This is a genomic window from Hyphobacterium sp., from assembly GCF_965229905.1.
Lineage (GTDB): Bacteria > Pseudomonadota > Alphaproteobacteria > Caulobacterales > Maricaulaceae > Hyphobacterium.
In genome coordinates this window covers 399,396-423,805 of the sequence record NZ_OZ245930.1, presented here as the reverse complement: position 1 = coordinate 423,805, position 24,410 = coordinate 399,396, and the positions used below count along the sequence as shown (strand labels likewise).

At 60.1% G+C, this 24,410-nt stretch carries 18 protein-coding genes, 3 tRNA genes and 3 rRNA genes; 12 read left to right on the top strand and 12 right to left on the bottom strand.

The window, feature by feature from the left end:
• Positions 1-46: 46 nt before the first annotated feature.
• From hfaD to hfaA, 3 genes are read right to left on the bottom strand one after another with little or no spacing between them, the layout of a single operon-like run.
• Positions 47-1,273, bottom strand: a complete 1,227-nt coding sequence (gene hfaD / locus ACO08C_RS02145) for a holdfast anchor protein HfaD (RefSeq protein WP_421787115.1) — start codon at positions 1,271-1,273, stop codon at positions 47-49.
• Positions 1,188-2,186 (bottom strand): holdfast anchoring protein HfaB, encoded by a 999-nt coding sequence (gene hfaB, locus ACO08C_RS02140; RefSeq protein ID WP_421787114.1) that lies wholly within the window; start codon positions 2,184-2,186, stop codon positions 1,188-1,190. The genes hfaD and hfaB overlap by 86 nt, the downstream gene beginning before the upstream one ends.
• Positions 2,176-2,622 carry a holdfast anchoring protein HfaA gene (hfaA, locus tag ACO08C_RS02135; protein WP_421787113.1) on the bottom strand — a complete coding sequence of 149 codons (447 nt, stop codon included), beginning with the start codon at positions 2,620-2,622 and terminating at the stop codon, positions 2,176-2,178. The genes hfaB and hfaA overlap by 11 nt, the downstream gene beginning before the upstream one ends.
• A gap of 150 nt (positions 2,623-2,772) precedes the next feature.
• Here hfaA and ACO08C_RS02130 point away from each other — a divergent pair, with 150 nt between their 5' ends.
• Positions 2,773-3,396: a rhomboid family intramembrane serine protease gene (locus ACO08C_RS02130; RefSeq protein ID WP_421787111.1), complete on the top strand. Its 624-nt coding sequence runs from the start codon at positions 2,773-2,775 to the stop codon at positions 3,394-3,396.
• Here the strand turns inward: ACO08C_RS02130 and ACO08C_RS02125 are convergent.
• Positions 3,393-3,929, bottom strand: a complete 537-nt coding sequence (locus ACO08C_RS02125) for a GDYXXLXY domain-containing protein (RefSeq protein WP_421787110.1) — start codon at positions 3,927-3,929, stop codon at positions 3,393-3,395. The two genes, ACO08C_RS02130 and ACO08C_RS02125, sit on opposite strands and share 4 nt — an antisense overlap.
• Entirely contained in the window at positions 3,926-5,278 is a 1,353-nt protein-coding gene (locus ACO08C_RS02120; RefSeq protein ID WP_421787108.1) for a DUF2157 domain-containing protein, read from the bottom strand. Before ACO08C_RS02120 ends, ACO08C_RS02125 begins: the two co-directional genes overlap by 4 nt.
• A gap of 771 nt (positions 5,279-6,049) precedes the next feature.
• Between ACO08C_RS02120 and ACO08C_RS02115 the strand changes: the two genes are divergently transcribed.
• From ACO08C_RS02115 to ACO08C_RS02090, 6 genes are all read left to right on the top strand, one after another.
• Positions 6,050-7,510 (top strand): 16S ribosomal RNA (locus ACO08C_RS02115).
• Between the two features lie 181 nt (positions 7,511-7,691).
• Positions 7,692-7,768: transfer RNA gene (locus ACO08C_RS02110), tRNA-Ile, on the top strand.
• Between the two features lie 39 nt (positions 7,769-7,807).
• Positions 7,808-7,883 (top strand) — tRNA-Ala (locus ACO08C_RS02105).
• Between the two features lie 209 nt (positions 7,884-8,092).
• A 23S ribosomal RNA gene (locus tag ACO08C_RS02100) occupies positions 8,093-10,820 on the top strand.
• 89 nt (positions 10,821-10,909) lie between these two features.
• Positions 10,910-11,024, top strand: a 5S ribosomal RNA gene (rrf, locus tag ACO08C_RS02095).
• The 16S, 23S and 5S rRNA genes sit together here with 2 tRNA genes alongside, the layout of an rRNA operon.
• Before the next feature lie 187 nt (positions 11,025-11,211).
• Positions 11,212-12,351, top strand: coding sequence for a hypothetical protein (locus ACO08C_RS02090; RefSeq protein WP_421787106.1), 1,140 nt, complete (start codon positions 11,212-11,214; stop codon positions 12,349-12,351).
• Here the strand turns inward: ACO08C_RS02090 and ACO08C_RS02085 are convergent.
• Positions 12,348-13,556: a prolyl hydroxylase family protein gene (locus ACO08C_RS02085; RefSeq protein ID WP_421787104.1), complete on the bottom strand. Its 1,209-nt coding sequence runs from the start codon at positions 13,554-13,556 to the stop codon at positions 12,348-12,350. The genes ACO08C_RS02090 and ACO08C_RS02085 overlap by 4 nt on opposite strands.
• Complete coding sequence (locus ACO08C_RS02080; protein WP_421787102.1) at positions 13,556-14,359, bottom strand: FkbM family methyltransferase; 804 nt, start codon at positions 14,357-14,359, stop codon at positions 13,556-13,558. The genes ACO08C_RS02085 and ACO08C_RS02080 overlap by 1 nt, the downstream gene beginning before the upstream one ends.
• Positions 14,360-14,510: 151 nt before the next feature.
• Between ACO08C_RS02080 and ACO08C_RS02075 the strand changes: the two genes are divergently transcribed.
• Together ACO08C_RS02075 and ACO08C_RS02070 are read left to right on the top strand one after the other, a co-directional pair.
• Positions 14,511-14,587, top strand: a tRNA-Met gene (locus ACO08C_RS02075).
• Between the two features lie 86 nt (positions 14,588-14,673).
• Positions 14,674-14,955 (top strand): hypothetical protein, encoded by a 282-nt coding sequence (locus tag ACO08C_RS02070; protein WP_421787101.1) that lies wholly within the window; start codon positions 14,674-14,676, stop codon positions 14,953-14,955.
• Between the two features lie 19 nt (positions 14,956-14,974).
• Here ACO08C_RS02070 and ACO08C_RS02065 read toward each other — a convergent pair whose 3' ends face one another.
• The 3 genes from ACO08C_RS02065 to ACO08C_RS02055 form a co-directional block, all read right to left on the bottom strand.
• Positions 14,975-15,748 (bottom strand): S1/P1 nuclease, encoded by a 774-nt coding sequence (locus ACO08C_RS02065; RefSeq protein ID WP_421787099.1) that lies wholly within the window; start codon positions 15,746-15,748, stop codon positions 14,975-14,977.
• Positions 15,749-15,853: 105 nt separating this feature from the next.
• Entirely contained in the window at positions 15,854-17,476 is a 1,623-nt protein-coding gene (locus tag ACO08C_RS02060) for a phosphoenolpyruvate carboxykinase (protein ID WP_421787097.1), read from the bottom strand.
• 150 nt (positions 17,477-17,626) lie between these two features.
• Entirely contained in the window at positions 17,627-18,511 is an 885-nt protein-coding gene (locus tag ACO08C_RS02055; protein WP_421787095.1) for a pirin family protein, read from the bottom strand.
• Positions 18,512-18,642: 131 nt separating this feature from the next.
• On the opposite strand from ACO08C_RS02055, the gene ACO08C_RS02050 reads away from it, so the two are divergent.
• Positions 18,643-20,133, top strand: a complete 1,491-nt coding sequence (locus tag ACO08C_RS02050; protein ID WP_421787093.1) for a M28 family peptidase — start codon at positions 18,643-18,645, stop codon at positions 20,131-20,133.
• A gap of 12 nt (positions 20,134-20,145) precedes the next feature.
• Here the strand turns inward: ACO08C_RS02050 and ACO08C_RS02045 are convergent, their stop codons facing one another.
• Together ACO08C_RS02045 and ACO08C_RS02040 are read right to left on the bottom strand one after the other, a co-directional pair.
• On the bottom strand, positions 20,146-20,952 hold the full coding sequence (locus ACO08C_RS02045; RefSeq protein ID WP_421787091.1) for a hypothetical protein: 807 nt from the start codon (positions 20,950-20,952) through the stop codon (positions 20,146-20,148).
• Positions 20,953-20,969: 17 nt separating this feature from the next.
• Positions 20,970-21,896: a hypothetical protein gene (locus ACO08C_RS02040; RefSeq protein ID WP_421787090.1), complete on the bottom strand. Its 927-nt coding sequence runs from the start codon at positions 21,894-21,896 to the stop codon at positions 20,970-20,972.
• A gap of 167 nt (positions 21,897-22,063) precedes the next feature.
• On the opposite strand from ACO08C_RS02040, the gene ACO08C_RS02035 reads away from it, so the two are divergent.
• Together ACO08C_RS02035 and ACO08C_RS02030 are read left to right on the top strand one after the other, a co-directional pair.
• Positions 22,064-23,770, top strand: a complete 1,707-nt coding sequence (locus ACO08C_RS02035) for an amidase (RefSeq protein ID WP_421787088.1) — start codon at positions 22,064-22,066, stop codon at positions 23,768-23,770.
• Entirely contained in the window at positions 23,767-24,408 is a 642-nt protein-coding gene (locus ACO08C_RS02030; protein WP_421787086.1) for a glutathione S-transferase family protein, read from the top strand. Before ACO08C_RS02035 ends, ACO08C_RS02030 begins: the two co-directional genes overlap by 4 nt.
• The last annotated feature ends 2 nt before the right edge of the window (positions 24,409-24,410 follow it).

Genomic DNA, 24,410 nt, shown 5'->3' with positions numbered 1-24,410 from the left:
TATTACAATAAGTTAGATATAATTGCCTGGTAGTAATCAGGGGTTTTTATGGCCCGTCCTGGATCACGAAGGTCGCGGAATTGCCGATAGCGGTCGCTGTGCCGGTCGTGCCCCAACCCGTTAGATACTGCGTCTGGAAGGTGGCATCTACAGTGCCGGAATTGGTCTGATTGATCACGCCTTCGGTTTGGGTATCCGGGCACGCCTGACAGCCCCAGCTCGTGGCGGCATTGCCGAAGGCCGCCGCCGATCCCAGCACCTCGCCGCCAAAATCGCCGTCGAAGCGCGTCACCGATCGCACACCGCCGGTATTGATCTGATCGAGGCCCAGGAATGTATCCGTCCCGAGATTGGTCAAAATGGCTGAATTTCCAAGACTTTCCGACGAAGCCAGAATGCTTTCATTGTCAAAATTGCCGATATTGATATTGGCCTCGGCATCGGTATTGCCGCTGTTGACTTGGCTGCCGCGCGCTTCGCCATAGGCCCATTCCGTCGCGATATCGAGCCCGTTGCCCTGGGCCTGTGCGGCGACTGTCGTGAAGACACCGCCACCGCCGGCATTGACCCGCGCAGATGCGCGGACCGCACCCCGATTGGCTTGGTCGGTCGCCAGGATCACGGCGGACTCATCGCCCTGCGAACGAATGGCATTGCCTGACGCTGTTGCGGCTGTGACCGAGAACTCGCCCAGCCCCGCGGTTCGGGCCTCGACAATCGACCGGGCTTCGACAGCGGCGCCGGAGTCCTGGCGGATCGTGCCGGCGACACTGCCATAACTGCCAATCGTTTCGACCGCATTCGCTGCCGCAGTTGCCGCCGTGATGTTGCTATAGGCATAACTGCCGACATTGAGTGTCGATCCGGCAAACACGTTTGACCCGTCGCTGGCGGACTGGGTCATATCGATGTCGCTGTCGCCGCGCAATTCGAGAACCGCCGAATTGCCATACGCGCTGGAAATCGTCGTCGCCGTACCATCAGCCGCGCTGACGGACGTGCTGGCAGTAGCGGTCGCAAAGCCACCGAACTGCTGGTCGCTGGTCACATCATGGCTGGACTGGGTCTCGACATCGAGCGCGTTGCCGACGCCGCCCGCGGTCAGATTGATATTGCCGGTTTGACCGGCCACGACCTGTCCTTGGGCATTCACCTGCGCCTGCAGATTGATCTGCCCGTTGAGGATCTCAGTCGTATCGTCCGCGTAGCCCGTTGCGCACAGCAGGGTCGCGGCGCTGGTGCCCGCGGTCAACGCTCTGGCGAATCTGGACATTTGAAGCTCCCGTTCGAGCAGCGTAGGAGGTGTGTGGGTTGATGCCGCCGGCATCATTGGTTAGCCCCAGCGGATCATCGAAGGCGCAAACCTGCCGCGCCTCGACGCCATAGAGGGTCGACGAAAACTCAAGAACCGCTCGTTCGATCAGTGAACGGACGGCGAGCTGGATCGGTTCCAGCGAGCGGCCTCCGGTCGAGATGTCGATCACCGCATCGCCCCAGAAAGAGAACACACCCGCGCTGACTTCGCGGCCGATGATCTGCTTCTGGTAGGAAATAACGTCGACAATTTCGAGCGTCTCCGCATCATACATACGCAAATCAATCGCGACATTCATGACATAGAGACGCCCGTTGAACACGCCGGTCGGATCGGAATCGATCCGGTCGCCGCCGAGGAAATCGAGCCCTTGCGATCGGATATTGAAATTCAATTCAGTGACGCCACCGACCACTGCGTAGTCGACGCCTGGAACGCTCCCGGCGTAGATTTGGCGAAAGCCGTCCTCTTCGGCATTATCTCCGATCAGGCGATTGTTGGCGAAGCGCAAATCGTATTCGGCAATTGACGTGTCAAAACGCTCAACGAGATTGATGCCAGCCTTCGCAAAGGCCGACATAGCCATAAGCGAAGCGCCCTGAGTAATGGCGGGTCCGCCGCCCTCCGGATTGCCGGCACCGGTGTAGTCAGAGATTCGGCCAACCGCGATGCGTGGCGACGGCCGCCCTTGTGCGCGGGCAGTACTGGCCAGGCAAACGAGCGCGTCGGTATAGGGCGTTGGATTCGGCGTCACCGGCGCATTTCCGATCGGATTCGCGTAACGCCCATCGAATCCCGAATTGGGCGTGACGGCACAACCTGCCAACAGCAGGGCGCCGAGCGAGGCGATCGCGACTCGCTTAATTGCCATTCTCGTCGTCCTCACCACTGCCGGTGCTGGAAGTCGCGGTTACATTGCCGTTATTGGTCTGCGTCGAGTTGACGATGACCGTATTGTAATTGCCTTGGACCACGACATTGAGCTGATTGCCGACCGCGAGCGCACTTGAATTGCGGCCTGTCGCGCTCATGCCGGTCTGACCATTGCCTTGCCCCGTCTGGGTGGGCGTGTTGCCGACGCCACCGGTCCCCGCCATCTGCGCCTGAACCCCGACGCCAGTCTGCAGGACGCCGTTCAGGACAACCCGATTGCCATTCGCATCGCGTGTACCGGCGCGATAGGGCTCACTGTTCTGAGTGGTGCTGGTACCCCAAGGGCGCTGGAAATCACTGACGGTCTGTGAAAAGGCGGGCGCACCTGAAAAGAGAGCGACTGCGCTGGCAGCAAGACAGATCTGGCGGCACATGGCGTGTATCTCCTGCACGGCTTGCGAACCGCACACTTGTTTTAACCCGGACAAGGCGCCAACTTTTCAAGGCCTGTAGGCGGCTCACCCAGAACGTTCGGCAAAAAAACTAGGCAGAACGGGCAAACAAGAGATTAAGGATAACGAGAAATGTACGGGGCCCGACAGCCGGTTTTTAATAACATTCCGCGCCTGCCGCTCGGCTTCGCCATCAGCTTCTTGGCGGTCTTCGTCATCGGTGCGCTTTTCCCCCAGCTGAACTATCTGTTCCTCACCGTCGGTGCGATCGTTCCGGCTTATGGATTGGCGCAGGCCAGCCCGCTCGGTTTTTGGTCGCCCTATTTGCTCCATGTTTTCCTGCATGGCGGACTGATGCATTTGGCCTTCAATGCGATGGCCATGCTCGCTTTCGGAGCGGCGGCCTACCGCCCGTTCGGCCGCACCGGCGCGGGTGCGCTGGGTTTCCTCGTGTTCTTCTTTGCCTGTTCGGCGGCCGGCGCGCTGTTTCAGATTATTGTGGCACCGGATCTGTTGGCTCCGGTGATCGGCGCTTCGACCGGCCTTTCCGGTTGCCTCGCTGCGGCTGGCTGGGCCGATGGCGGTTATCGCGGCATGCTGCGCTTCGCTTTGCCCTGGGCCGGATTCAATATTCTGCTGGCATTGCTCGGATCCTTGTCGCCGATCCCGATTTCCTGGGCGGGACACATAGGAGGCCTTGTGGCGGGAGCCTTGACCTATCCCCTGTTTCTCGCTGCCTTCAGCCGGCGCCGCTAGAGCAGCGGAGCGATCTGGCGCTCGCCCTCGATTTCCAGCCCGCGAATGATGGCCCGCCCGTCATTGCCGACTGACACGATGAGCCGCATGCTGTCGCGGTCTGAAAAGCGGCGTTGGTCCAGCGCCTGCGCAGTTGTTTCGTCGGCATAAAACCGTTCGATATTGAAGTGTGCGGTAATGCCGTCCGTGCTCGCGGTCTGGACTTTCCCATGAAGATAAACGCCGTTTGCTGGCCGAGTCCGATGGATCGAAACGGGCGACCAACTGCCGTCGGATTCCGGCTCGATTGATACGAAAACATCGTCATGCGCCGAGAAATCACGGTCCCCTTCGACGCTGTCATACTGGATGCGATGCACGGGTGTGGAAATGATGACGTAATAGCCGGCAAGGAGATCGCGGGGGTCGACCGGCTCGAGGTCGAGAATCACATCCGTGCCCGTACTGCGGCGAATGTGATGGTCTGCGATCATCGCCACAAGAAAAGCCGACATCAGGGCGGCGACAATCATGAGCCGGATTGGTATCGTCATGACTGTGCCTCCGGCCGCGCAGCCAGTCGCTTTTGAAGGCGAATAACCGCGAATGAGAGCCCGAACAGCAACAGGCCGCCGATAAGGAAGAAGAACGAGGTGTCCAGCAGGTCGCCGAAGGTTTCCCCGTAGACATACAGCGTTTCGGCAATAAACAGCGTTATGCCCAATCCGCCGATATAGCGCCGGCCCTCGCGTGAGCCGTAGAGAATCAAAGCGGTCGCCAGCGCGAACAGAATGAGGCCCGACACGATTCGCAGCGCAAGCACGCCATGGCCGCCAAGCATTCCGGCGAGGCTCGGCAACAACAGGGCCGCCAGTGCCGCCGCCAGTGCCGGCAGGGCGAGGGTGCGTGCGCCCTTATTGTTCACGACCCGCCAGGCAAGGGCGGCCAGAAATATCACCAGAAAAGCCCCGGCCAGCATCCAGTAGTCAGCGGACGATACACCGGCAATCTCGATCCAGCGCTCGGCAGCGCCGTCATTGCCGGCCTGCCAGCGCTCGAACCGGTCCAGTGGGAACTGCACCGTAAATCCGGCCGCGAGCGCCAGCGTGGCGCCCCAGTTGGCCAACGCGCCGAAGCCGAATAGGCTGTGATCGCGCAGTACCGCGAACAGCATGCCGGCGGCAGCGCTCGCGAGGATCAGCGCGGTAGACAACTGCAGCTCGCTCAGCCGGTCGTCGCGCGCAAAATCCCAAAGCAGGAAACAGACCCAGATGTATAGCCCGATGGCGAGCAGGTTTGCGCTGACCAGGGAACGCAGCCGCGATGCAGCGGCCATCATGATCGCCCACAGCGGCAGATAACTCCAGATAACAGGCGGCGCATACGGGTTGGCGCTTTCCGCGCCGACCCAGGCCGCGCCGAGCAAGGCTGAGAGTATCAGGACCGGTCGCGACGGAATCACGACCGCCACGATCAGCGCACCGACGGCCCATACGGCGAACACGGTGTATCGCCAGGAACTCATATTGAAGATTTGAGCGACCAGAACGATGGCGACACCAAACAGCACGGCTCCGAGCATGGCGAGCGCATGTCCGATGGCCGGATGTTGCCGTGCCAATGCCCGTCCGGCGCCAAGGAAGCAGGCCCAAAGCGTCGACAAGATCAGAATCAGGCGGAGGCCATTGCCGAGTTGCGTCCAGTTTGCGGCAACAAAGCTGATGGCTGCCAACGCCAGTAGCGTTGATCCGAGAATGGCAAGCGCTCCAGCTGCAGACCAGCCGGGCCTTGCTTCGGCAATATCGCCAAGAATCGCGGCACGATTATCCGCCGGCACCAGTCCGCGGCCGATCCAGCGATCAAGATCGTTTTCCAGCCGACGCCTGTAACGCGAATTTGCCATGGGCAAAGCCTCCAGTGACGCGAAACACTAAGTGTGGGAATCAGCTGCGGCTACGAAAATCGGATTCACGTTAAGAATCCGGCTGGATGCGGCAGGATGCGGGGCGCGTGTTTGCCTTGCGGAGTTGGCAAATACGCGCGTCGCACATTTTTTCGGAAACGTGGTTGCGCGGGATCGCAAAATACATATAATCGCGCCTCCTCCGCTGATCCGGAGACTTGCCCAAACGGCGCTGTAGCAATCCTGCGCCGACAGACATTCTTGTCCGTCGGCACATCATTCTGCGGTCGCTGCAAGTTTCTTGAGAAAGGCGGTTGACGTCAGATAGCGGGGCGCATAGATAGCGCCTCCTCGCGTCGGACGGGACTTGATAAACGGCTGCCTCGGAGCCGGGCCCAAACACACTAAGGTGTTGATTGAGCTGGGAAATGAGGCGACTGCAAGTTTCTGAAAAACGCGGTTGACACTTCGGGGTGCGGCCCATAAACACCGCGCTCCTCGCCGGGACGGGTTCTCAAAATGAGCTCCAGCGGCGGACCGGGATGGAGGGCGGAAGCCGACCAACTCGTTTGTTTGACATCGTGAATATTGGAAAGAGAGACGCAGGCGGCGGTGTCTAGCGGATGGCTTCGGCCATCAAACTGATACCGACACGCGAAAGCGTTTCTCTAGAAGTACAGACAATTGCCAATTTATGGCCGGCTTGCCGGTCATCGAATTGGCTCCTGTCTTTCTTGAGATTTTAATGCCAAGCGCAGTCGGGATCCAACTCAACCTGAGAGTTTGATTCTGGCTCAGAACGAACGCTGGCGGCAGGCTTAACACATGCAAGTCGAACGCACTCTTCGGAGTGAGTGGCAGACGGGTGAGTAACGCGTGGGAACGTGCCCATCGGTACGGAATAGCTCCGGGAAACTGGAATTAATACCGTATACGTCCTTCGGGAGAAAGATTTATCGCCGATGGATCGGCCCGCGTTAGATTAGGTAGTTGGTAGGGTAATGGCCTACCAAGCCTACGATCTATAGCTGGTCTGAGAGGATGATCAGCCACACTGGGACTGAGACACGGCCCAGACTCCTACGGGAGGCAGCAGTGGGGAATCTTGGACAATGGGCGCAAGCCTGATCCAGCCATGCCGCGTGAATGATGAAGGCCCTAGGGTTGTAAAATTCTTTCAGCAGGGAAGATAATGACGGTACCTGCAGAAGAAGCCCCGGCTAACTCCGTGCCAGCAGCCGCGGTAATACGGAGGGGGCTAGCGTTGTTCGGAATTACTGGGCGTAAAGCGCGCGTAGGCGGGTCGTTAAGTTAGAGGTGAAAGCCCGGAGCTCAACTCCGGAACTGCCTTTGATACTGGCGGCCTAGAGTCCGGGAGAGGTGAGCGGAATTCCGAGTGTAGAGGTGAAATTCGTAGATATTCGGAGGAACACCAGAGGCGAAGGCGGCTCACTGGACCGGTACTGACGCTGAGGCGCGAAAGCGTGGGGAGCAAACAGGATTAGATACCCTGGTAGTCCACGCCGTAAACGATGGATGCTAGTTGTCAGGCAGCATGCTGTTTGGTGACGCAGCTAACGCATTAAGCATCCCGCCTGGGGAGTACGGCCGCAAGGTTAAAACTCAAAGAAATTGACGGGGGCCCGCACAAGCGGTGGAGCATGTGGTTTAATTCGAAGCAACGCGCAGAACCTTACCTACCCTTGACATACCAATCGCGGATTACAGAGATGTTTTCCTTCAGTTAGGCTGGATTGGATACAGGTGCTGCATGGCTGTCGTCAGCTCGTGTCGTGAGATGTTGGGTTAAGTCCCGCAACGAGCGCAACCCTCGCCGTTAGTTGCCAGCAGGTTTGGCTGGGCACTCTAACGGGACCGCCGGTGTCAAGCCGGAGGAAGGTGGGGATGACGTCAAGTCCTCATGGCCCTTACGGGTAGGGCTACACACGTGCTACAATGGCGGTGACAGTGAGTTAATCTCTAAAAACCGTCTCAGTTCGGATTGTTCTCTGCAACTCGAGAGCATGAAGTTGGAATCGCTAGTAATCGTGGATCAGCATGCCACGGTGAATACGTTCCCGGGCCTTGTACACACCGCCCGTCACACCATGGGAGTTGGTTCTACCCGAAGATGGTGCGCCAATCTGGCAGCCAGCCACGGTAGGGTCAGCGACTGGGGTGAAGTCGTAACAAGGTAGCCGTAGGGGAACCTGCGGCTGGATCACCTCCTTTCTAAGGATTTCCGATCGATCAGGTCTTTGACCTTCCTTCGGATCCGATAGACAAGCATCCATCTTCGGATGAGATGCAAAAACTGGCGGATGCCGCCGTCTTCGTTTCTCTTTCCAAGCGCCCCGATCATCGGATCGGGGACGCCGCGTTCCTCTCCGCTGGCTGGCGTATGTCCTCATCCGGGCCTGTAGCTCAGGTGGTTAGAGCGTACGCCTGATAAGCGTAAGGTCGGTAGTTCGAGTCTACCCAGGCCCACCATTGCTTTTAAGGTGAGGAGACGGCGACACGCGTTCTCAAGGGGCTGTAGCTCAGTTGGGAGAGCGGTAGCTTTGCAAGCTTCAGGTCGTCGGTTCGATCCCGTCCAGCTCCACCAGAACGCGGTTAGAAACAGATTTCGCTGGTCAGCGCTGCGGCGCCGATAAGCGGATATTTGACATTGTAAAGATTAGGGTTTGCCCGGCCATCTTAGGGCAGATCATTGAGACATCCTGACCGACGCTCATGTGCGTTGTCTTGTTGACGTTTGTGGCCCTGCACGAGCTGCAAATGGACGAGGCATTCACCGTGCATGAGCTTCGATGAGATCAAGCGTCAAAAGGGCATTTGGTGAATGCCTTGGCGATAAGAGGCGATGAAAGACGTGGCACGCTGCGATAAGCTGTGGTGAGGTGCGAGCAACCTTTGACCCGCAGATTTCTGAATGGGGAAACCCACCCTTCGGGGTATCCTGTAGTGAATTCATAGCTGCAGGAGGCAAACCCGGGGAACTGAAACATCTCAGTACCTGGAGGAAAGGACATCAATTGAGACTCCGCTAGTAGTGGCGAGCGAACGCGGATCAGGCCAGTGCTCTCTCTTAGATTATCAGAACCATCTGGAAAGTTGGGCCGTAGCGGGTGATAGCCCCGTATGAAGCGTCAACGAGAGAGACTCGAGTAGGGCGGGACACGTGAAATCCTGTCTGAACATGGGAGGACCATCTTCCAAGCCTAAGTACTCCTTATCGACCGATAGTGAACAAGTACCGTGAGGGAAAGGTGAAAAGCACCCCGACGAGGGGAGTGAAACAGACCCTGAAACCGGATGCCTACAAGCAGTCGGAGGGCGCAAGCCTGACGGCGTACCTTTTGTATAATGGGTCAGCGACTTTGTCTCTCGAGCAAGCTTAAGCCGATAGGTGTAGGCGCAGCGAAAGCGAGTCTGAATAGGGCGAATGAGTTCGAGGGATAAGACCCGAAAGCAGGTGATCTAGCCATGTCCAGGCTGAAGGTGAGGTAACACTCACTGGAGGGCCGAACCCACTTCTGTTGAAAAAGAACGGGATGAGGTGTGGCTAGGGGTGAAAGGCCAATCAAACCTGCAGATAGCTGGTTCTCCGCGAAATCTATTTAGGTAGAGCGTCTCATGAATACCATCGGGGGTAGAGCACTGGATGGGCTAGGGGGTCCCACCGACTTACCAAACCTAACCAAACTCCGAATACCGATGAGTACTATGAGGCAGACACACTGCGGGTGCTAAGGTCCGTAGTGGAGAGGGAAACAGCCCTGACCGCCAGCTAAGGTCCCTAAGTTATCACTAAGTGGGAAACGATGTGGGAGTGCTTAGACAACCAGGAGGTTGGCTTAGAAGCAGCCATCCTTTAAAGAAAGCGTAACAGCTCACTGGTCAAGCGCTCCTGCGCGGAAAATGTAACGGGGCTTAAGTGATACACCGAAGCTGCGGGCTCGAAAGAGCGGTAGCGGAGCGTTCTGTAGGCCGTTGAAGGGAGACCCGCGAGGGCTCCTGGAGGTATCAGAAGTGAGAATGCTGACATGAGTAGCGACAAAGCGTGTGAGAGACACGCTCGCCGAAAGTCCAAGGGTTCCTGCGCAATGCTAATCAGCGCAGGGTTAGCCGGCCCCTAAGGCGAGGCCGAAAGGCGTAGTCGATGGGAACCAGGTCAATATTCCTGGGCCAGCGGGTAGTGACGGATTGCGGAAGTTGTTCACCCTTATTGGATTGGGTGGGCAGCCAAGCCGTCCCTGGAAATAGCTCCCGCATTAGACCGTACCCGAAACCGACACAGGTGGACAGGTAGAGTATACCAAGGCGCTTGAGAGAACTATGCTGAAGGAACTCGGCAAATTGCTCCCGTAAGTTCGCGAGAAGGGAGCCTGGCTCCGCGCAAGCGGTGTCCAGGGGCACAGACCAGGGGGTGGCGACTGTTTACTAAAAACACAGGGCTCTGCGAAGTCGCAAGACGACGTATAGGGTCTGACGCCTGCCCGGTGCCGGAAGGTTAAAAGGAGGAGTGCAAGCTCCGAATTGAAGCCCCGGTAAACGGCGGCCGTAACTATAACGGTCCTAAGGTAGCGAAATTCCTTGTCGGGTAAGTTCCGACCTGCACGAATGGCGTAACGACTTCCCCGCTGTCTCCAGCATAGGCTCAGCGAAATTGAATTCTCCGTGAAGATGCGGAGTTCCCGCGGTCAGACGGAAAGACCCCGTGCACCTTTACTACAGCTTCGCAGTGGCGTTAGCGACGATTTGTGTAGGATAGGCGGGAGACTTTGAAGTCATGGCGCCAGTCATGGTGGAGTCATCCTTGAAATACCGCCCTAATCCTTGTTGACGTCTAACCGCGATCCGTGAACCCGGATCCGGGACCCTGCGTGGTGGGTAGTTTGACTGGGGCGGTCGCCTCCCAAAGAGTAACGGAGGCGCGCGATGGTGGGCTCAGAGCGGTCGGAAATCGCTCGTTGAGTGCAATGGCATAAGCCCGCCTGACTGTGAGACTGACAGGTCGAACAGAGTCGAAAGACGGCCATAGTGATCCGGTGGTCCCGCATGGAAGGGCCATCGCTCAACGGATAAAAGGTACGCCGGGGATAACAGGCTGATGATGCCCAAGAGTCCATATCGACGGCATTGTTTGGCACCTCGATGTCGGCTCATCGCATCCTGGGGCTGGAGCAGGTCCCAAGGGTTTGGCTGTTCGCCAATTAAAGCGGTACGTGAGCTGGGTTTAGAACGTCGTGAGACAGTTCGGTCCCTATCTGCCGTGGGTGTTGAATACTTGAGAGGAGCTGTCCCTAGTACGAGAGGACCGGGATGGACGTATCTCTGGTGGACCTGTTGTCGCGCCAGCGGCATAGCAGGGTAGCTATATACGGAAGGGATAACCGCTGAATGCATCTAAGCGGGAAGCCCCCCTCGAAACCAGGTATTCCTTGAGAGTCGTGGAAGACTACCACGTTGATAGGCCAGGTGTGGAAGTGTGGCGACACATGAAGCTGACTGGTACTAATAGCTCGATTGGCTTGATCTCTAAGTTCATGCACGGCGAACGCCTCGTTCGCGTGCTAAACAAGAGCGACGGTTACAGAATGTCTCAATGTTACGGATCAAACGCGCCGACCGGGTGGTCATTGCGAGGGGACCCCACCCGTTCCCATTTCGAACACGGCCGTTAAGACCCTCTGCGCCGATGGTACTATGTCTTAAGGCATGGGAGAGTAGGTCGCTGCCCGGTCTGCCCGTTTGATCTGACCCTGATCTTTATCGATGACACAAAAAGCCCCGACGGTTCGCCGCGGGGCTTTTTTCGTGCCCGGATTCCGGCTTTCGATTTGACGCCAATCGGCAGCCTCACGAAATCGTTGCTTGTCCGCCCCGCCCGATCGGGCAGGTTTGTTGGGCAAGGAGGGGAGGGCGTTGCAATGATCGAGTTGTTGGCGGCTGGCTGGGTGGTGGCGCAGGGCGTACCGCGTGACTGGGACGATGTCCTGGCAACGGAAATCTTGCCGCAATGGGACGTGCCGGTTCACCGGCAATACGATTTCTGGATCGGTGAATGGGAGGCCAATTGGCGCCCTCGGGATCCCGACGGGCTGGGTCACCTGGCGGAAGGCAACCGCACGCATCAATTCGTCATGCCGATCCTTGACGGCAAGGCGATCATGGAGCTCGCCATGCCACGCGAGCTGACGCCCGGCACAGCACAGGGGCGCGGTTTCTCACTGCGCTATTATGACGAGGCGAATGAGCGTTGGATCATGGCCCAGCACTGGCCGAATCCGCAATTCGACGGGGTCGCATTCCTGGACCAGCTCACGGGTGCGGATGATTTCGGGCGGATCATGGTCTACAGCGCGGAGATCCGGCCGCGACAGCCGGATCAACCGCAACAGCATCGCCGCTACACCTTCTCTGACATTCGCGACGACGCCTTCCGTTGGGACGGCGCCAATACGAGCGATGGCGGCCAGACCTGGACGACCTGGAATGTCGTGGAGTTCCGCGAAATCGATCCGGTCGTCGATCTGCCTGCCGCGGACCGGCCTTTGCCGGGCTATCATGAAGGCCTGTTATGCACCGATGGCGCGCATCGCGCGATGGATGATTTGATCGGCGGTTGGGCGGGCATCGCCGTTTCCGCCGATGGCACAGAACAGCCGGCGCGTTTGACCGCCGGCCGCATGCTGGATGGGTGTGCGATCGCCGCCGTCTTTGAAAGGCCCGAGGCGGGCTATCGCTCCGCCACTTTTTGGTCGTGGAGTCCGGTCGTTGAGCGCTGGTACGGTCTTTACCTGAACAACCGCCCTGGAGAAGGGCATCGCTATTATGTCAGCGAAAGCGCCGGCGAAGGCGCGCAGTTCCGCCTCAACCCGGCGGCCGCCATTCCCGACGGGACGACGCCCTTCATCGCCGGCTGGCGCGCGGACACGGTCGGCAGCCCGCAGCGGGTCACCTGGGTCGAACTAAATGCCGAACGTCTGGTTTTCCGTATCGAGGTCCGGCCTGATGCTGAAACCGACTGGGCACTCGCGCGCGAATACCGTTTGATTCCTGTCGACTAGCGATCACGGATCCACAAGCTGGCCAGCGCCTTCCAACCATTGGTGACCTTTTCGCCCTGGTGGAGGGAAAGCGGCTCTATGTCACCGTTCGGCCGCACATTGCGGAAGGACAGCCCGTCGCCGGAAGCCCCATTCCAATCCGTGGCGAAACGCACAAAACGCGTCGCGCCCCCGCCGGTTGCGGCGTGAAGGCAAATCAGGCTTGTGGCCACGCGCTGGCCGGCGCGTTCGATTTCTCTCGCCCCGCCGCCATCGTCCGGCGCGAAATAGTCGACATGCGGCCGGTATTGTTCGCCCGGCCGGTAGAACAGAAGGTTGAGCCGTTCGGTATGCGACGCCGGGCAATCTGCCATCCGCGCCATCAACCGCTCGACGGCAACATGGACGAGGTCCTGCAAATGCGGCGCGAAGGTCATCGACAGCGATTGCCGATGTGGGTCGCGTGTTCGCTGGCCAGTCGTTTCATCGACGATTGTGGACGGCTGCAGCGCCTTTAGACCCGATGTTAGAACATGATCGCCGACGGCCGGTGGCAGCGCGCCCGGGAAGGCCATGGCGGAAATCTCTTCGACCAATGTCCTCGCGCCGGGTAGAGGCGGCTCCTCGGTCAGATCGATTGCCAGCGCATCCCAGTCGATCATTGCCGGGCCGGGCAAGGGTTTTTCGGCTTCGGCGCAGGCGGCCAGTTCTTCGGCAAGCGGATGCCTGGCGCGTTTCAGCTTTGCCGTGGCGGACGTCAGCCAGGGCTGGCCGCCGCCCGCTCTGCCAAGCCGCATCAGCGCCATGGCGGCCGGCATGTCGCCCTTGGCAGCGATCGGGCCCAACAGCGCCAGCGCCGCGTCTTCGCGCCGGCAAAGCAGGGCAAGCAGCCCGGCTTCGCGTTGCGCTGTGGGATCGCCGGCTCGAGCGGCGTTCATCAGATCGGCCAGCGCCGCCTCCCAGCCGCTGATGCCGTCCCAGCCCTGCGCCAGCGCGAACCGGTGAAACATCCGCGCTGCCGGCAGGCGATCCCGGATTTCAGCCAGCAAAGAGGCTGAGGCGGGCAAGTCGATCTCGCCGCCCTGGCCATAGGCAAGCGCGACGGCCAGCGAATAGGCCGCCGCCGCATCGCCGGTCGATGCCGCTTCACGAAGGATATTCCGCGCCTCGCCGGCGCGACCCGATTGAAAGGCCGCTTCAGCTTGCTGCAGGGCGGGCGAGCGCATTACGTCCCGCCCGCGCGTTCGAGGATCACATTGCGGCCGAGATCGCGAACGACAGTGTAGCCGTGTGACAATGCCAGCTGCACGGGGTCCTTTTCCGGCGTCGCCAGCAATTGCTCGACCACCAGGATGCGCGGCCAGGCAGTTTCTGGCGTGGACGCAAAGAAGGGTGCGAGGATACGGTGTTCCTGGCCCTCGACGTCGATTTTCAGGGCGTCGATGGAAGTAACATTTCGTTCGGCAACATAATCGGCAAGCGGTAACGCCGGCACACGAATCGTCTCGCCGCCTCCCTCAAGCCCGCTCTCACCGCGATTGTGGCGATTGACGGTGAAGGCGATCTCGCCGCGCGTGTCCGAGAGTGCCAATTCGTCGAGCTGCACCGATGCTGCGATATCGCTGGCGGCAAGATTGAAACGAAATCGGTGCGCCATCTCCGGCTGTGCCTCGATTGCGTAGAAGCGCGCGCCGGAAGCAGCTTGCACAGCAAGGTGAAGCGTGTAGGCACCGCAATTGGCGCCGATATCGACGAAGACGAAATCCGGATGCAGGGCGGCCGACAAATGCGCCAGTTCCACTGGATCGAACCGCCCAGGCGTGTAGAGGATCCGCTTCTCCGACAGATTGTCGCCCGGATGCAGCCGCGCCTTGAAGCCGAGCGTCTCAACATCGACCGCCTTTGGCGCGAACCAGCTCGCCACCCGCGCCAGCATCTTGCCGTCGCCTGCACGGGCACGTGCCAGCAGCGCGGCAAAAATGCCTCGTGGTGCATTCGCACCCCAGGCCGGATCTGCTTGCCCTGTCATGTGCTGTGCATAGGCGAGAGAAAAGCCCGCGCCAAGCTGTCATGATAGTGTTGCAGGGCTTGCATCGCCGCCGGGCATGGCCTAGATACGCCGTCCCGCCAGCGATGGCGGGGCTGTCGCAACGCCTCCAGGCGGAACGGCAACATGCTGACGCGGGGTGGAGCAGCCCGGTAGCTCGTCAGGCTCATAACCTGAAGGTCGTAGGTTCAAATCCTACCCCCGCACCCAAAAAAGCCCCGGTCACACGACCGGGGCTTTTCCTTATTCGTCCCGGGTCTGCTAAATTGGTTCTCAAGCGGAACCGCGAGGCGAATATGACTCACCCATTCGGATTCAACCGACTCTGGCGGCCCATTGCCTGGACTGGCGCTGCAGGCATTCTTGTCGCTCCGCTCATCGCTATGCGGTTCACGAGCGAAGTGAACTGGGAGGTCGCGGATTTTTTCGTCATGGCGCTTTTGCTGGCGGTTCTGCTTGGCGTGCTGGAACTTGTCAGCCATATCGCGCGGCGCCCGGCCACGATCATGCTCGGCGCGGGCGCTGCAATTTTGGCTTTCCTGACGATCTGGGCCGAGCTCGCGGTCGGCATCTTCTGATTGGGTCGGAGCTGACGCGTTATTCCTCGAACAACGTGTTGAGATAAGCGGCCATGCGCACGCCGCCTTGCGACAAACGCTGGCGCATCGTCGCGCGGTGTTCGAAGACATAAGTCCATTGCAGCTCCGCATCGTCCGGATAGAGCGACGGGCGGATCTCGGCGCTTTCTGCGATCCAGACGCGCGGATCGGGGTCCATCCATTCCTGTGCCTGTGCCGGGGTGATGCGGCGCGTCAGCCAATCCGTCATTTCCGTGTAGGAGAGCTGCTCGTAATCGACCATGTTCTCGTCCCAGGCGAGGTGCAGCGTGGTCACATCGTCAAAGAAGACGACCGTCACGTCATTGCCGCCGCGGTCGGTTCCGTTGCCGACATGAAGCGGCTGGTGCAGATCGCCGATGATGTGGACGATAAAACGTAGCGCGCGCTGGCGCTCCTCCAGCGGACGGCTTTCATCGGTGACGATGTCCGAGAAGCGCAACAAGGCGGTATACGCATCGCCTTCTTCTGGCGCATTGGCCGGATCATAGACCGTCCCCTCGGGCACGGTCACATAATGATAGGGTCCAGCCGCCCGCCAAAACTCCTCACTGCTCGAGCGCATGAAGTCCGGCCAGGTCGAAGCCTCGGCCAGATCCTCGACACCGAGAAGTTCTTCAATCGCACTGCGGGCGTCATCGGTCAGATATTGCTCGGCAATCGCGCCCGTGACGCGGTGACCGGTCTTGCCCCACCCAAAGGCGGAGCCGGAAGCGATGAGAAGAGCGGCGGAGGCGGCGATCAGTTTTTTCATGGGCAAGGTCCTAACGCGTCACTGTAAGGGATTTGTGGCACACAAAGAGCGCCGCGCCGTCAGTAGGACGATGCAGCGCCTCTTCAAAGTCAAACCGGCGTCGCGCTATTCAGCGACGGCCACGCTGATATCGTTACGGCGCGGAGCGGCGGCGCGCACATAAGGCGCGACATGATCCTCAAATTTCGCGAAATTGGCGACAAACATGTCGGCGAGTTTGGCTGCCTGTGCGTCATAGGATGCGGGTTTTTTCCAGGTCGAACGCGGGTCGAGAATTTTTGAATCCACACCGCTGACGGCGGTCGGCACCATAAAGCCGAAATTCTGATCTTGGCGGAAAGTCGCAGTGTTCAGCGAACCGTCCAAGGCAGCGTTCAAGAGCGCGCGGGTGGCTTGTATCGGCATTCGCTGGCCTTCGCCATAGCCGCCACCGGTCCAGCCTGTATTCACCAGCCAGCAATCGACGCCGTGTTCAGCAATCAGTTCGCGCAGTAGGGCGCCGTATTCCGCCGGATGACGGGGCATGAAGGGCGCGCCAAAACAGGCCGAGAAAGTCACCGTCGGCTCGGTCACACCTTTTTCTGTGCCGGCCACCTTGGCGGTATAGCCCGACAGGAAATGATACATCGCCTGCGCCGGCGTCAACTTGGCGATCGGCGGCATGATGCCGAACGCATCGCAGGTCAGCATGATCAGGTTTTTCGGCGGTCCGCAGCGGCCGGTCGCTGACGCGTTGGGAATGGCACTGATCGGATAGGCGCCGCGGCTGTTTTCCGCCAGCGAGGCATCGTCAAGGTCGAGCTCGCGTGTAACCGGGTCCATCACGACGTTTTCCAGTACCGTGCCCCAACGCTGCGTGGTCGAATAGATTTCCGGTTCGGCTTGCGGGCACAGCCGGATCATTTTGGCGTAACAGCCACCTTCGAAATTAAACAGGCCGTTTTCCGACCAGCCGTGCTCGTCGTCGCCCACAAGGGTACGGCTGGCATCGGCCGACAAGGTCGTCTTGCCTGTGCCCGACAGGCCGAAAAAGATCGCGGCGTTCTCGCCATCCGTGTTGACCGAGCAGTGCATCGGCATGATGCCCTTCGCCGGCAACAGGTAATTGAGGATGGTGAAAACCGATTTCTTGGTCTCACCGGCATAGGAGGTGCCGCCGATCAGCACCAGCTTGCGCGCGAAATCGACCGCAATAACGGTCTCGCTGCGGCAGCCATGGCGTGCCGGGTCGGCTTTGAAGCTTGGCAGGTTGACGATCGTGAACTGCGGATTGAACTCTGCCGGATCGTTTGTCTCAGGGCGACGCAGCAAATGCCGGATGAACAGGGAATGCCAGGCGAATTCGGTAACCACGCGCACCGGAAGGCGATGGTCGAGATCGGCGCCGCCGAACAGGTCCTGAACGAACAACTCCTTGTCCGCCATGTGCGAGCGGAAATCGTTCCAGATTGCGGTAAACTGGGCGGAGGTGATCGACGCATTCGTGTCCCACCAGACCGTGTCTTCGGTGATCGCGTCGCGGACCGTGAACTTGTCCTTGGCCGAACGGCCGGTGTGCTGGCCGGTTTTGACGACCAGCGCTCCGCCTTTCGCGATCTCGCCCTCACCGCGGCGGACCGCAGCTTCATACAGCGCGGCCTCTGTCCAATTATGGTTCAGCGTCCCGGTCTGGGGCACGCCCAGATAGCTCAAAACACCCGTATCACGGTCATTCGCCTGTTCGAACATGAGCCCCCCGGTTGAAGGAATCCGCATCCTTGCGTGATTCGTTCCCATCTGTTGCACGTGTGCGCCGGTTTAGGGGACCTCACTAAAAGACCCGGACGCCGGCATCAAGTCTATTCTCCTGGTGCAACTGCAGGGCCAACCGTCGCCCGATCAATCCGGGAGCGGAATATGCTCGGACTCATCCGATGGTAGTGCGAAGACGCTATTCTCGAAACCGGCATCGGCCGACGACTGCCAGTCGTGCTTAGCCTGCTCGATCCGGTCTTTCCGGCTCGACACGAAATTCCAAAAAATGTGCCGTTCGCCGGGCAGCGAAGCGCCCCCACACAGCATCAGGACGGCATCTTTCACGGTTCGGATCCCGATGGAGGCTTCATTGTCCAAAACGATCATCTCGCCTTCGCCGAACAGCAGACCGTCAATCTCGACCTCGCCGCTGACTACATAGACTGCGCGCTCCTCATGCTCATCGGTGAGCTTGAAGATAGACCCGGCATCGCTTTCGACATGCAGATAAAAAATCGGGGAAAACACTTTCACTGGCGAGGTCTCGCCATAGGCCTCGCCAAGGATCAGCCGCATCCGCACACCGTCGCGCTCGATCTCGGGCAGTTCTGTTGCCGTGTGATGATGGAAGGAGGGCTCGGCCTCTTCGTGTTCGACGGGCAGGGCGACCCATGTCTGAATGCCGTGCAAGTGATGGCCTGCGGCCCGCGCCGCTTCTCCGGTGCGCTCGGAATGGACAATGCCCCGGCCGGCCGTCATCCAGTTCACATCTCCCGGGCGGATCGTCTGATGAATGCCTATGGTATCGCGGTGATCCATCTCACCGTCGAACAGATAGGTGACCGTCGCCAATCCGATATGCGGGTGGGGCCGGACATCAATACCTTTGCCGGGCTCGAAAGTGGCCGGTCCCATGTGATCGAAGAAAATAAACGGGCCGACGAGGCGCTTCTTGGCGACCGGAATAAGGCGGCGGACGGAAAACCCTCCCAGATCCTTGGCTCGCCCGGAAATCGTCAATTCGATCATGCTGTCACGCTCCTCTCGCCCAGCCCCGATATAAGCCGCTTTCGCGGGAAATGAACATGCCGCCACAACTTGAGACGCTCCGAAGTGCAGGTTAGCTTTCGCCCCGCAACCGCTTTCGGGGAGTTTCCGGCATGTTCGTTCGTCTCGCATCCGCCATTGCGCTCTTGGCTTCCTTCCCGGCAATTGCCGTCCAGGACGATCTGATCAGCGAGCGCGAAGCCGACACGGCACGCCAGCTCATGGAGATGGGCCTCGCATCCGATACCGGATACGAAATCGTGCGGTCTCTGACGACGGAAGTCGGCCCGCGGCTTGGCGGCTCGCAACAGGAAGCCCGTGCCCGCGATTGGGCGGTTCAGATGTTCACGGAGCTCGGCTTTTCCAACGTTCGTGTCGAGCCATTCGAAATGCCGTTCTGGAATAGGGGTCCGATAAGCGCAGCAATCATTACACCTTTCCCGCAACCGATGCTTGCCTCCGCACTGGGCGGTTCGGCGGCCACACCTCAGGGTGGTCTGAACGCAGAAATCGTGTTCTTCGACAGTTTCGACGCCCTGCGCGATTTCGACGGATCGCTTGAGGGTCGCATGGCTTACGTCAATGACCGGATGGTGCGGGCCATGACCGGAGCCGGATACGGGCCGGCCAATGACAAGCGCCGCTTTGCCTGGCTTGAAGCCGAAGCCCGCGGCGCGGCCGGCGTCATGATCCGCTCGGTCGGCACCGATTCTCATCGTTTCCCGCACACCGGCATGATGAGTACGCCACGCGCGGATACCGTCGCCAGCGGTACGCATTCGCAAGCCGTCATCGACTATCTCGAAAGCGAGCACCCGGATTTCACCGAAAGGCGGGTTTGGTCGTCCATCCCAGCCGTCGCGCTGTCAGCCCCCGATGCCGACCAAATTGAGCGAATCCATGAAGCGGGGGAAACCGTCCGGGTCAGCCTTTCAGTGGTCGCCGGGTGGCGCGGTAATCGCCAGTCCGGCAATGTTGTGGCCGAGATCCCGGGGCGCGAACGACCGGAAGAAGTCGTTCTGATCGGTGCCCATCTCGACAGCTGGGACGAAGCGACCGGCGCGGTTGATGACGGTGCCGGCGTCGGTATCGTCACCGCCGCGGCCCACCTGATCGATCAGCTGCCGCGCGCGCCGCGGCGGACGATTCGCGTTGTACTGTTCGGGGCCGAAGAGGTTGGCCTACTGGGCGCTTTCGCCTACGCCAGCGACAATGAAGCCGATGTACCGAACATCGTGATGGCGTCGGAATCCGATTTTGGTGCCGGCCGCGTCTGGTCGCTGACATCCGGTACCGGCGAAGAGGGCACGCGTTTCATGGACGAAGCCCAGCGGATCATCTCGCCCCTGGGCATTATTCGGGGCAGCCGCGCGTCCCGTGGCGGCGGACCGGATATCATTCCGCTCGCCGCACGTGGTGTGCCCGTCTTCCGGTTGACGCAGGACGGCACGGACTATTTCGATCTTCATCACACGCCGGATGACACGTTCGACAAAATCGATCCCGAGGCGCTAGCACAAAACGTTGCGGCCTGGGCGGCGATCACCTGGTTGATCGCGGAAACTGACGTCGAGTTCCGGACGGTCACGGATGATTCGGAATAGGTCCCGGTCCGCTTAGGCCAGTGCGCTGGCTGGCAATGATCGCCAGCTCACAGCGACGCCGAGCTGATTGAAAATGTTGGTCCAATAGGCGCGCAGCAGACCGTTCTGTTCGGTTTCCCAACCGCTACGCTCGATAAGATGAATGTCCATTGTCACGCCGGCCAGGCCGAGACCGTATCGCTCGCGGATTGTGTCGACGACCATGGCGACGGGTGGCAGGCGCTCGTCCAGCGTACCGCGGGACCGGCCGTACACGGTGAAAATATCGGAGTTCTGAAGCATGTCGCTGACCAGCACGATTCGCCGACCGGGCACGCTCTGCGCCATTGATGGCTCCAGGGTCAGCTCCGCCAATGCCTCAAGGATCGGGCTTTGCGGCGCATCTTTCGGCTCTACGAGATCAGACAGCGCTTGCTGAAGTGGCGCGTCAAACAGAGCTTCATAACGCGCCTGTATACGCTCCGGATTGCGGTAAAGGGGATTGACCTGGTCGCCGCTGCCGGGATTGCACAATGAAAACTCATTGGTATCCGCAAGCCGGCCCGTCTCGTTGAGCTCAAATAGTGACAAACGCTCGCCGACGGCGAGTCCATCGCGTTCATCAAGAATGGTCTGCTCAATCAAAGCGGCCTGTTGCCGGGAATACAGATCCGTTTTGTCGATGATCACCACCCGGTGCGGCGGTACGATCCCGGCAATACAGAGCGTGTCGGCATCGTATTCGGCCGGGCGCAGGGTCAGCGCGAAATAGCTGACAACGCCAATTACGCCTGCCACAACAATGAGATTGAATACGCCGAGAAGGTCGCGACCGCTCATGCCCACCCCCACTCAGATCACCGCGGACGGGCCGATCCGAAATCCTCTGCCATTTCCATCAACAGAAGCTGGGCTTCCGCAATTTGTTCCTCGGGCGCGTTCCGGCCGCCGGCTGCCTTCTTGACCACGCGGTTCAACTCGCGAGCCGAGCGTTCGGCCCGGCGTTGCACGACGCCGAAACCGGGAATGGCATCGTCGAAGGTCCGCCCCTTGTAGGCGGCGATGATGGCAAAGGTCAGCCCGAGAGTCAGCAGCAAATAGGCCTCAAGCGTCTGGAAGGAGAAGGGCGCGGCAATGAGATGCTGGATGGGCGCGATCAGTTCGCCGGTGATGTCAGCGCCACCGAGCGCCAGCGTGGCGGCGTGAATCTCCAACAGGTCGCGATAATGCGCGGCCGCAAGGTTCAACACGACAATGAAGGCGATCGCGACCGGCAGGCCGAGCACCGCTGCTGCGAATGACCAGCGTTTCTGGGGGTTTGTCAGGTGCCGCAGGCACAGATAGCCGATCACGAAGAACGCCGTGATGACATTGACGAAGGATACGGTGATGGCCTGCAGCCAGCCGCCGAGCAGGCCGAGATCGGAACTGCCGGCAAAAAAGTACGCATTCGCAAGGCCTTCGAACAAAACCAGCGCGGCGAGGACCGAGAACGTCAGGATGTGCGAGTCCGGATAGATCGCGGAACGTTCAATGCCCTTCCCCGATGTTTTGGCCTTTTCATTGTCGATGGGATCATCGAACGCCCAACCGGAAGTCCTTCGAAACGCTTTGAGATTCTCGAAATCGCGGCGGGCGCGAGACAAGGAGAACTGCAAGTCGAAATCTTGGATGTGCTGACCGTTCGCAAACGTGCCATCGAGCGCATGGACACGGGAATTATTCCCGCTTTCCGGGTTGTAAAACTGGCGACCTGCCACGGGATTGATGTCGTTCGCAGCCATGATTTCCCCCAAGGAATTCGAATTGGACAGCCCGCGCCAAGCGATGACGCGAGACTTTCGTTAACCATGAAATGTGGCAGATTGCGGCGGCAATACGGGCTGAATTTGGGTCATTTGATGTGAACTTGGCATGAATTGATCATGTCGTGTTCATGAAGGAGGACGGAATGCGGGCGACACGTCGCGATGTACTGGCGGGGTTGTTGGTGTCCAGTGGCGTGGCCGCGTCGGCCGGATCGGCTGAATCGCAGGAGCGACTGACCGCCGAACAGCTGGCCTGCGCCGATGATCTCCTCGGCGTGGATTACTCGTCCGGGGAAATCGAGCAGATGGTCACCGGTCTGGACGACTGGGCCGGCAACATGGCGCGGCTGCGGGCGATCGAACAGCCAAACACATTGCAGCCGGCGACCGTCTTCGATCCGCGCCAGCCCGGCACGGCTTACACATTCCCTGAGGGCGGGGCGGCACTACCGCCTGATGAAGTACCGGCGCTCCCTTTGTCGGAAGTCGGCATCGCTTTCGCTCCGTCTTGGCAACAAGCGGCCTGGCTGCGAGCGGGGGCGATCAGTTCGCGGCGATTGACCGAGATCTATCTGACACGAATCGACACTCACGGCGGCCGGCTGGAATGCTTTGTTACGGTCACGCCGCAAAGGGCGTTGACGGACGCGGACCGCGCCGATGCGGCTTTCGCGCGGAGTGAAATCGCCAGCCCGCTGCAAGGCATCCCCTATGCGATGAAGGACATCATCGATGTCGCCGGCATTCCGAGCACTTGGGGGGCGACGCCTTACCGGGACCGGGTCGCTGTCGATGACGCCCGCGTGGCGAGCGCGCTGGCGGAGGCCGGCGCGGTGCTGCTCGGCAAATCGACCACGGGTGCGATCGCTTACAACGATCTCTGGTTTGGGGGTCTGACGCGCAATCCGTGGAATCCGGCGGAAGGATCTTCGGGCTCGAGCGCCGGTTCGGCCTCGGCCGTTGCCGCCGGTCTGGCAAGCTTTGCGATCGGCACGGAGACGCTCGGCTCGATCGTATCGCCCTCGCATCGCTGCGGGACGACCGGACTGCGCCCAACTTTCGGACGGGTATCGCGCGCCGGCGCGATGGCGCTGTGCTGGTCGCTCGACAAGATCGGGCCGATTACCCGCAGCGTGGCCGACGCCGCGCTGATCCTGGACGCCATCATTGGCCATGATCCGAACGATGCTTCGAGCCTCGATGCGCCGTTCGGAGTCGACTGGACGGCGGAACCGGCAAATTTGCGCGTCGGATTTCTGCCGGCAGCCTTTGAGAATGCGTCTGTGCCCGACCGGGCGATGTTGGACGCCATCCGGGCCATTGGCTGCGAGACCGTCGAGCTGGAATTGCCTGACTGGCCCTTCGGCGCGTTGAGTGCGGTCATCGAGGTCGAAGCGGCCGCAGCCTTCGAGGATCTCACCCTCTCGAACCGCGACGATGAGTTGCGCTGGCAGGAGCCGCAGGCCTGGCCCAACACCTGGCGGCGGGCGCGATTCCGCTCGGCGGTGGATTATCTCAATGTCGATCGCTTCCGGCGCGAAGTCTGCGGCCTGATGCACGATCTGTTTCAGCAATGCGATGTCATCGCCGGTCCGAACTTTGCGGCGGGCATGTTGCTGATATCGAATTTCACGGGCCATCCGAGCCTGGTGATGCGATCGGGCTTCACCGAACGGACGCTCAATCCCCTGACCGCCAGCGGGCAACAGGCGGGCGAGGAGATCCATCGCCTGCCTTATGCCTCCAGCCTCTGGGCGCCGCTATTCCGCGAAGATCGGCTTGCCGTGCTGGGCCGGGCGATCGAATCCCGCCTTGATGTGGCGCGCGAGCGGCCGGGAGCATTTTCATGATGCAGGATCACGTTTTTTACGATTGTGCGACGGCGCCGAGCCCCCGCCGCGCCCGCATGCTGTTGGTCGAGAAAAGCCTGAAGGTCCCGACCGAACAGATTGACCTGCGCAAAGGCGAGCAACTGGGCGATGCCTTCCGGGCGATCAATCCGCGATGCACGGTGCCGGCGTTGAAACTGCCCGACGGGACGGTGCTCGGCGATAATGCATCGATTGCCCGGTATATTGAGGAAATCCGGCCTGATCCGCCGCTGATGGGCCGATCGCCGGTGGAAAAGGCGATCATCGCCGAATGGAATGCCATCGCCGAATTCGAAGGCTTGTTGGCGATGGCCGAAATCGTGCGAAATTCTTTGCCGGGGCTGAAAGGTCGCGCGCTGACCGGTCCGAAGAACTATCAGCAAATCCCGGAACTCGCCGAACGCGGCCGCGCGCGTATCGAACAGTTCTTCGAGACGCTGGATCGTCGTCTGGCCGAACATGTCTATCTTGGCGGTGATGCATTTTCCGTCGCGGATATCACAGCGTTCGTCGCCGTCGAATTCGCCGGATGGGTGAAGCTGGCGCCCTCGGAGAATCAACAGTCCCTATTGGCTTGGCGGAAGGCTTTGGCGGAACGGCCGAGTGCGCATGCCTGATC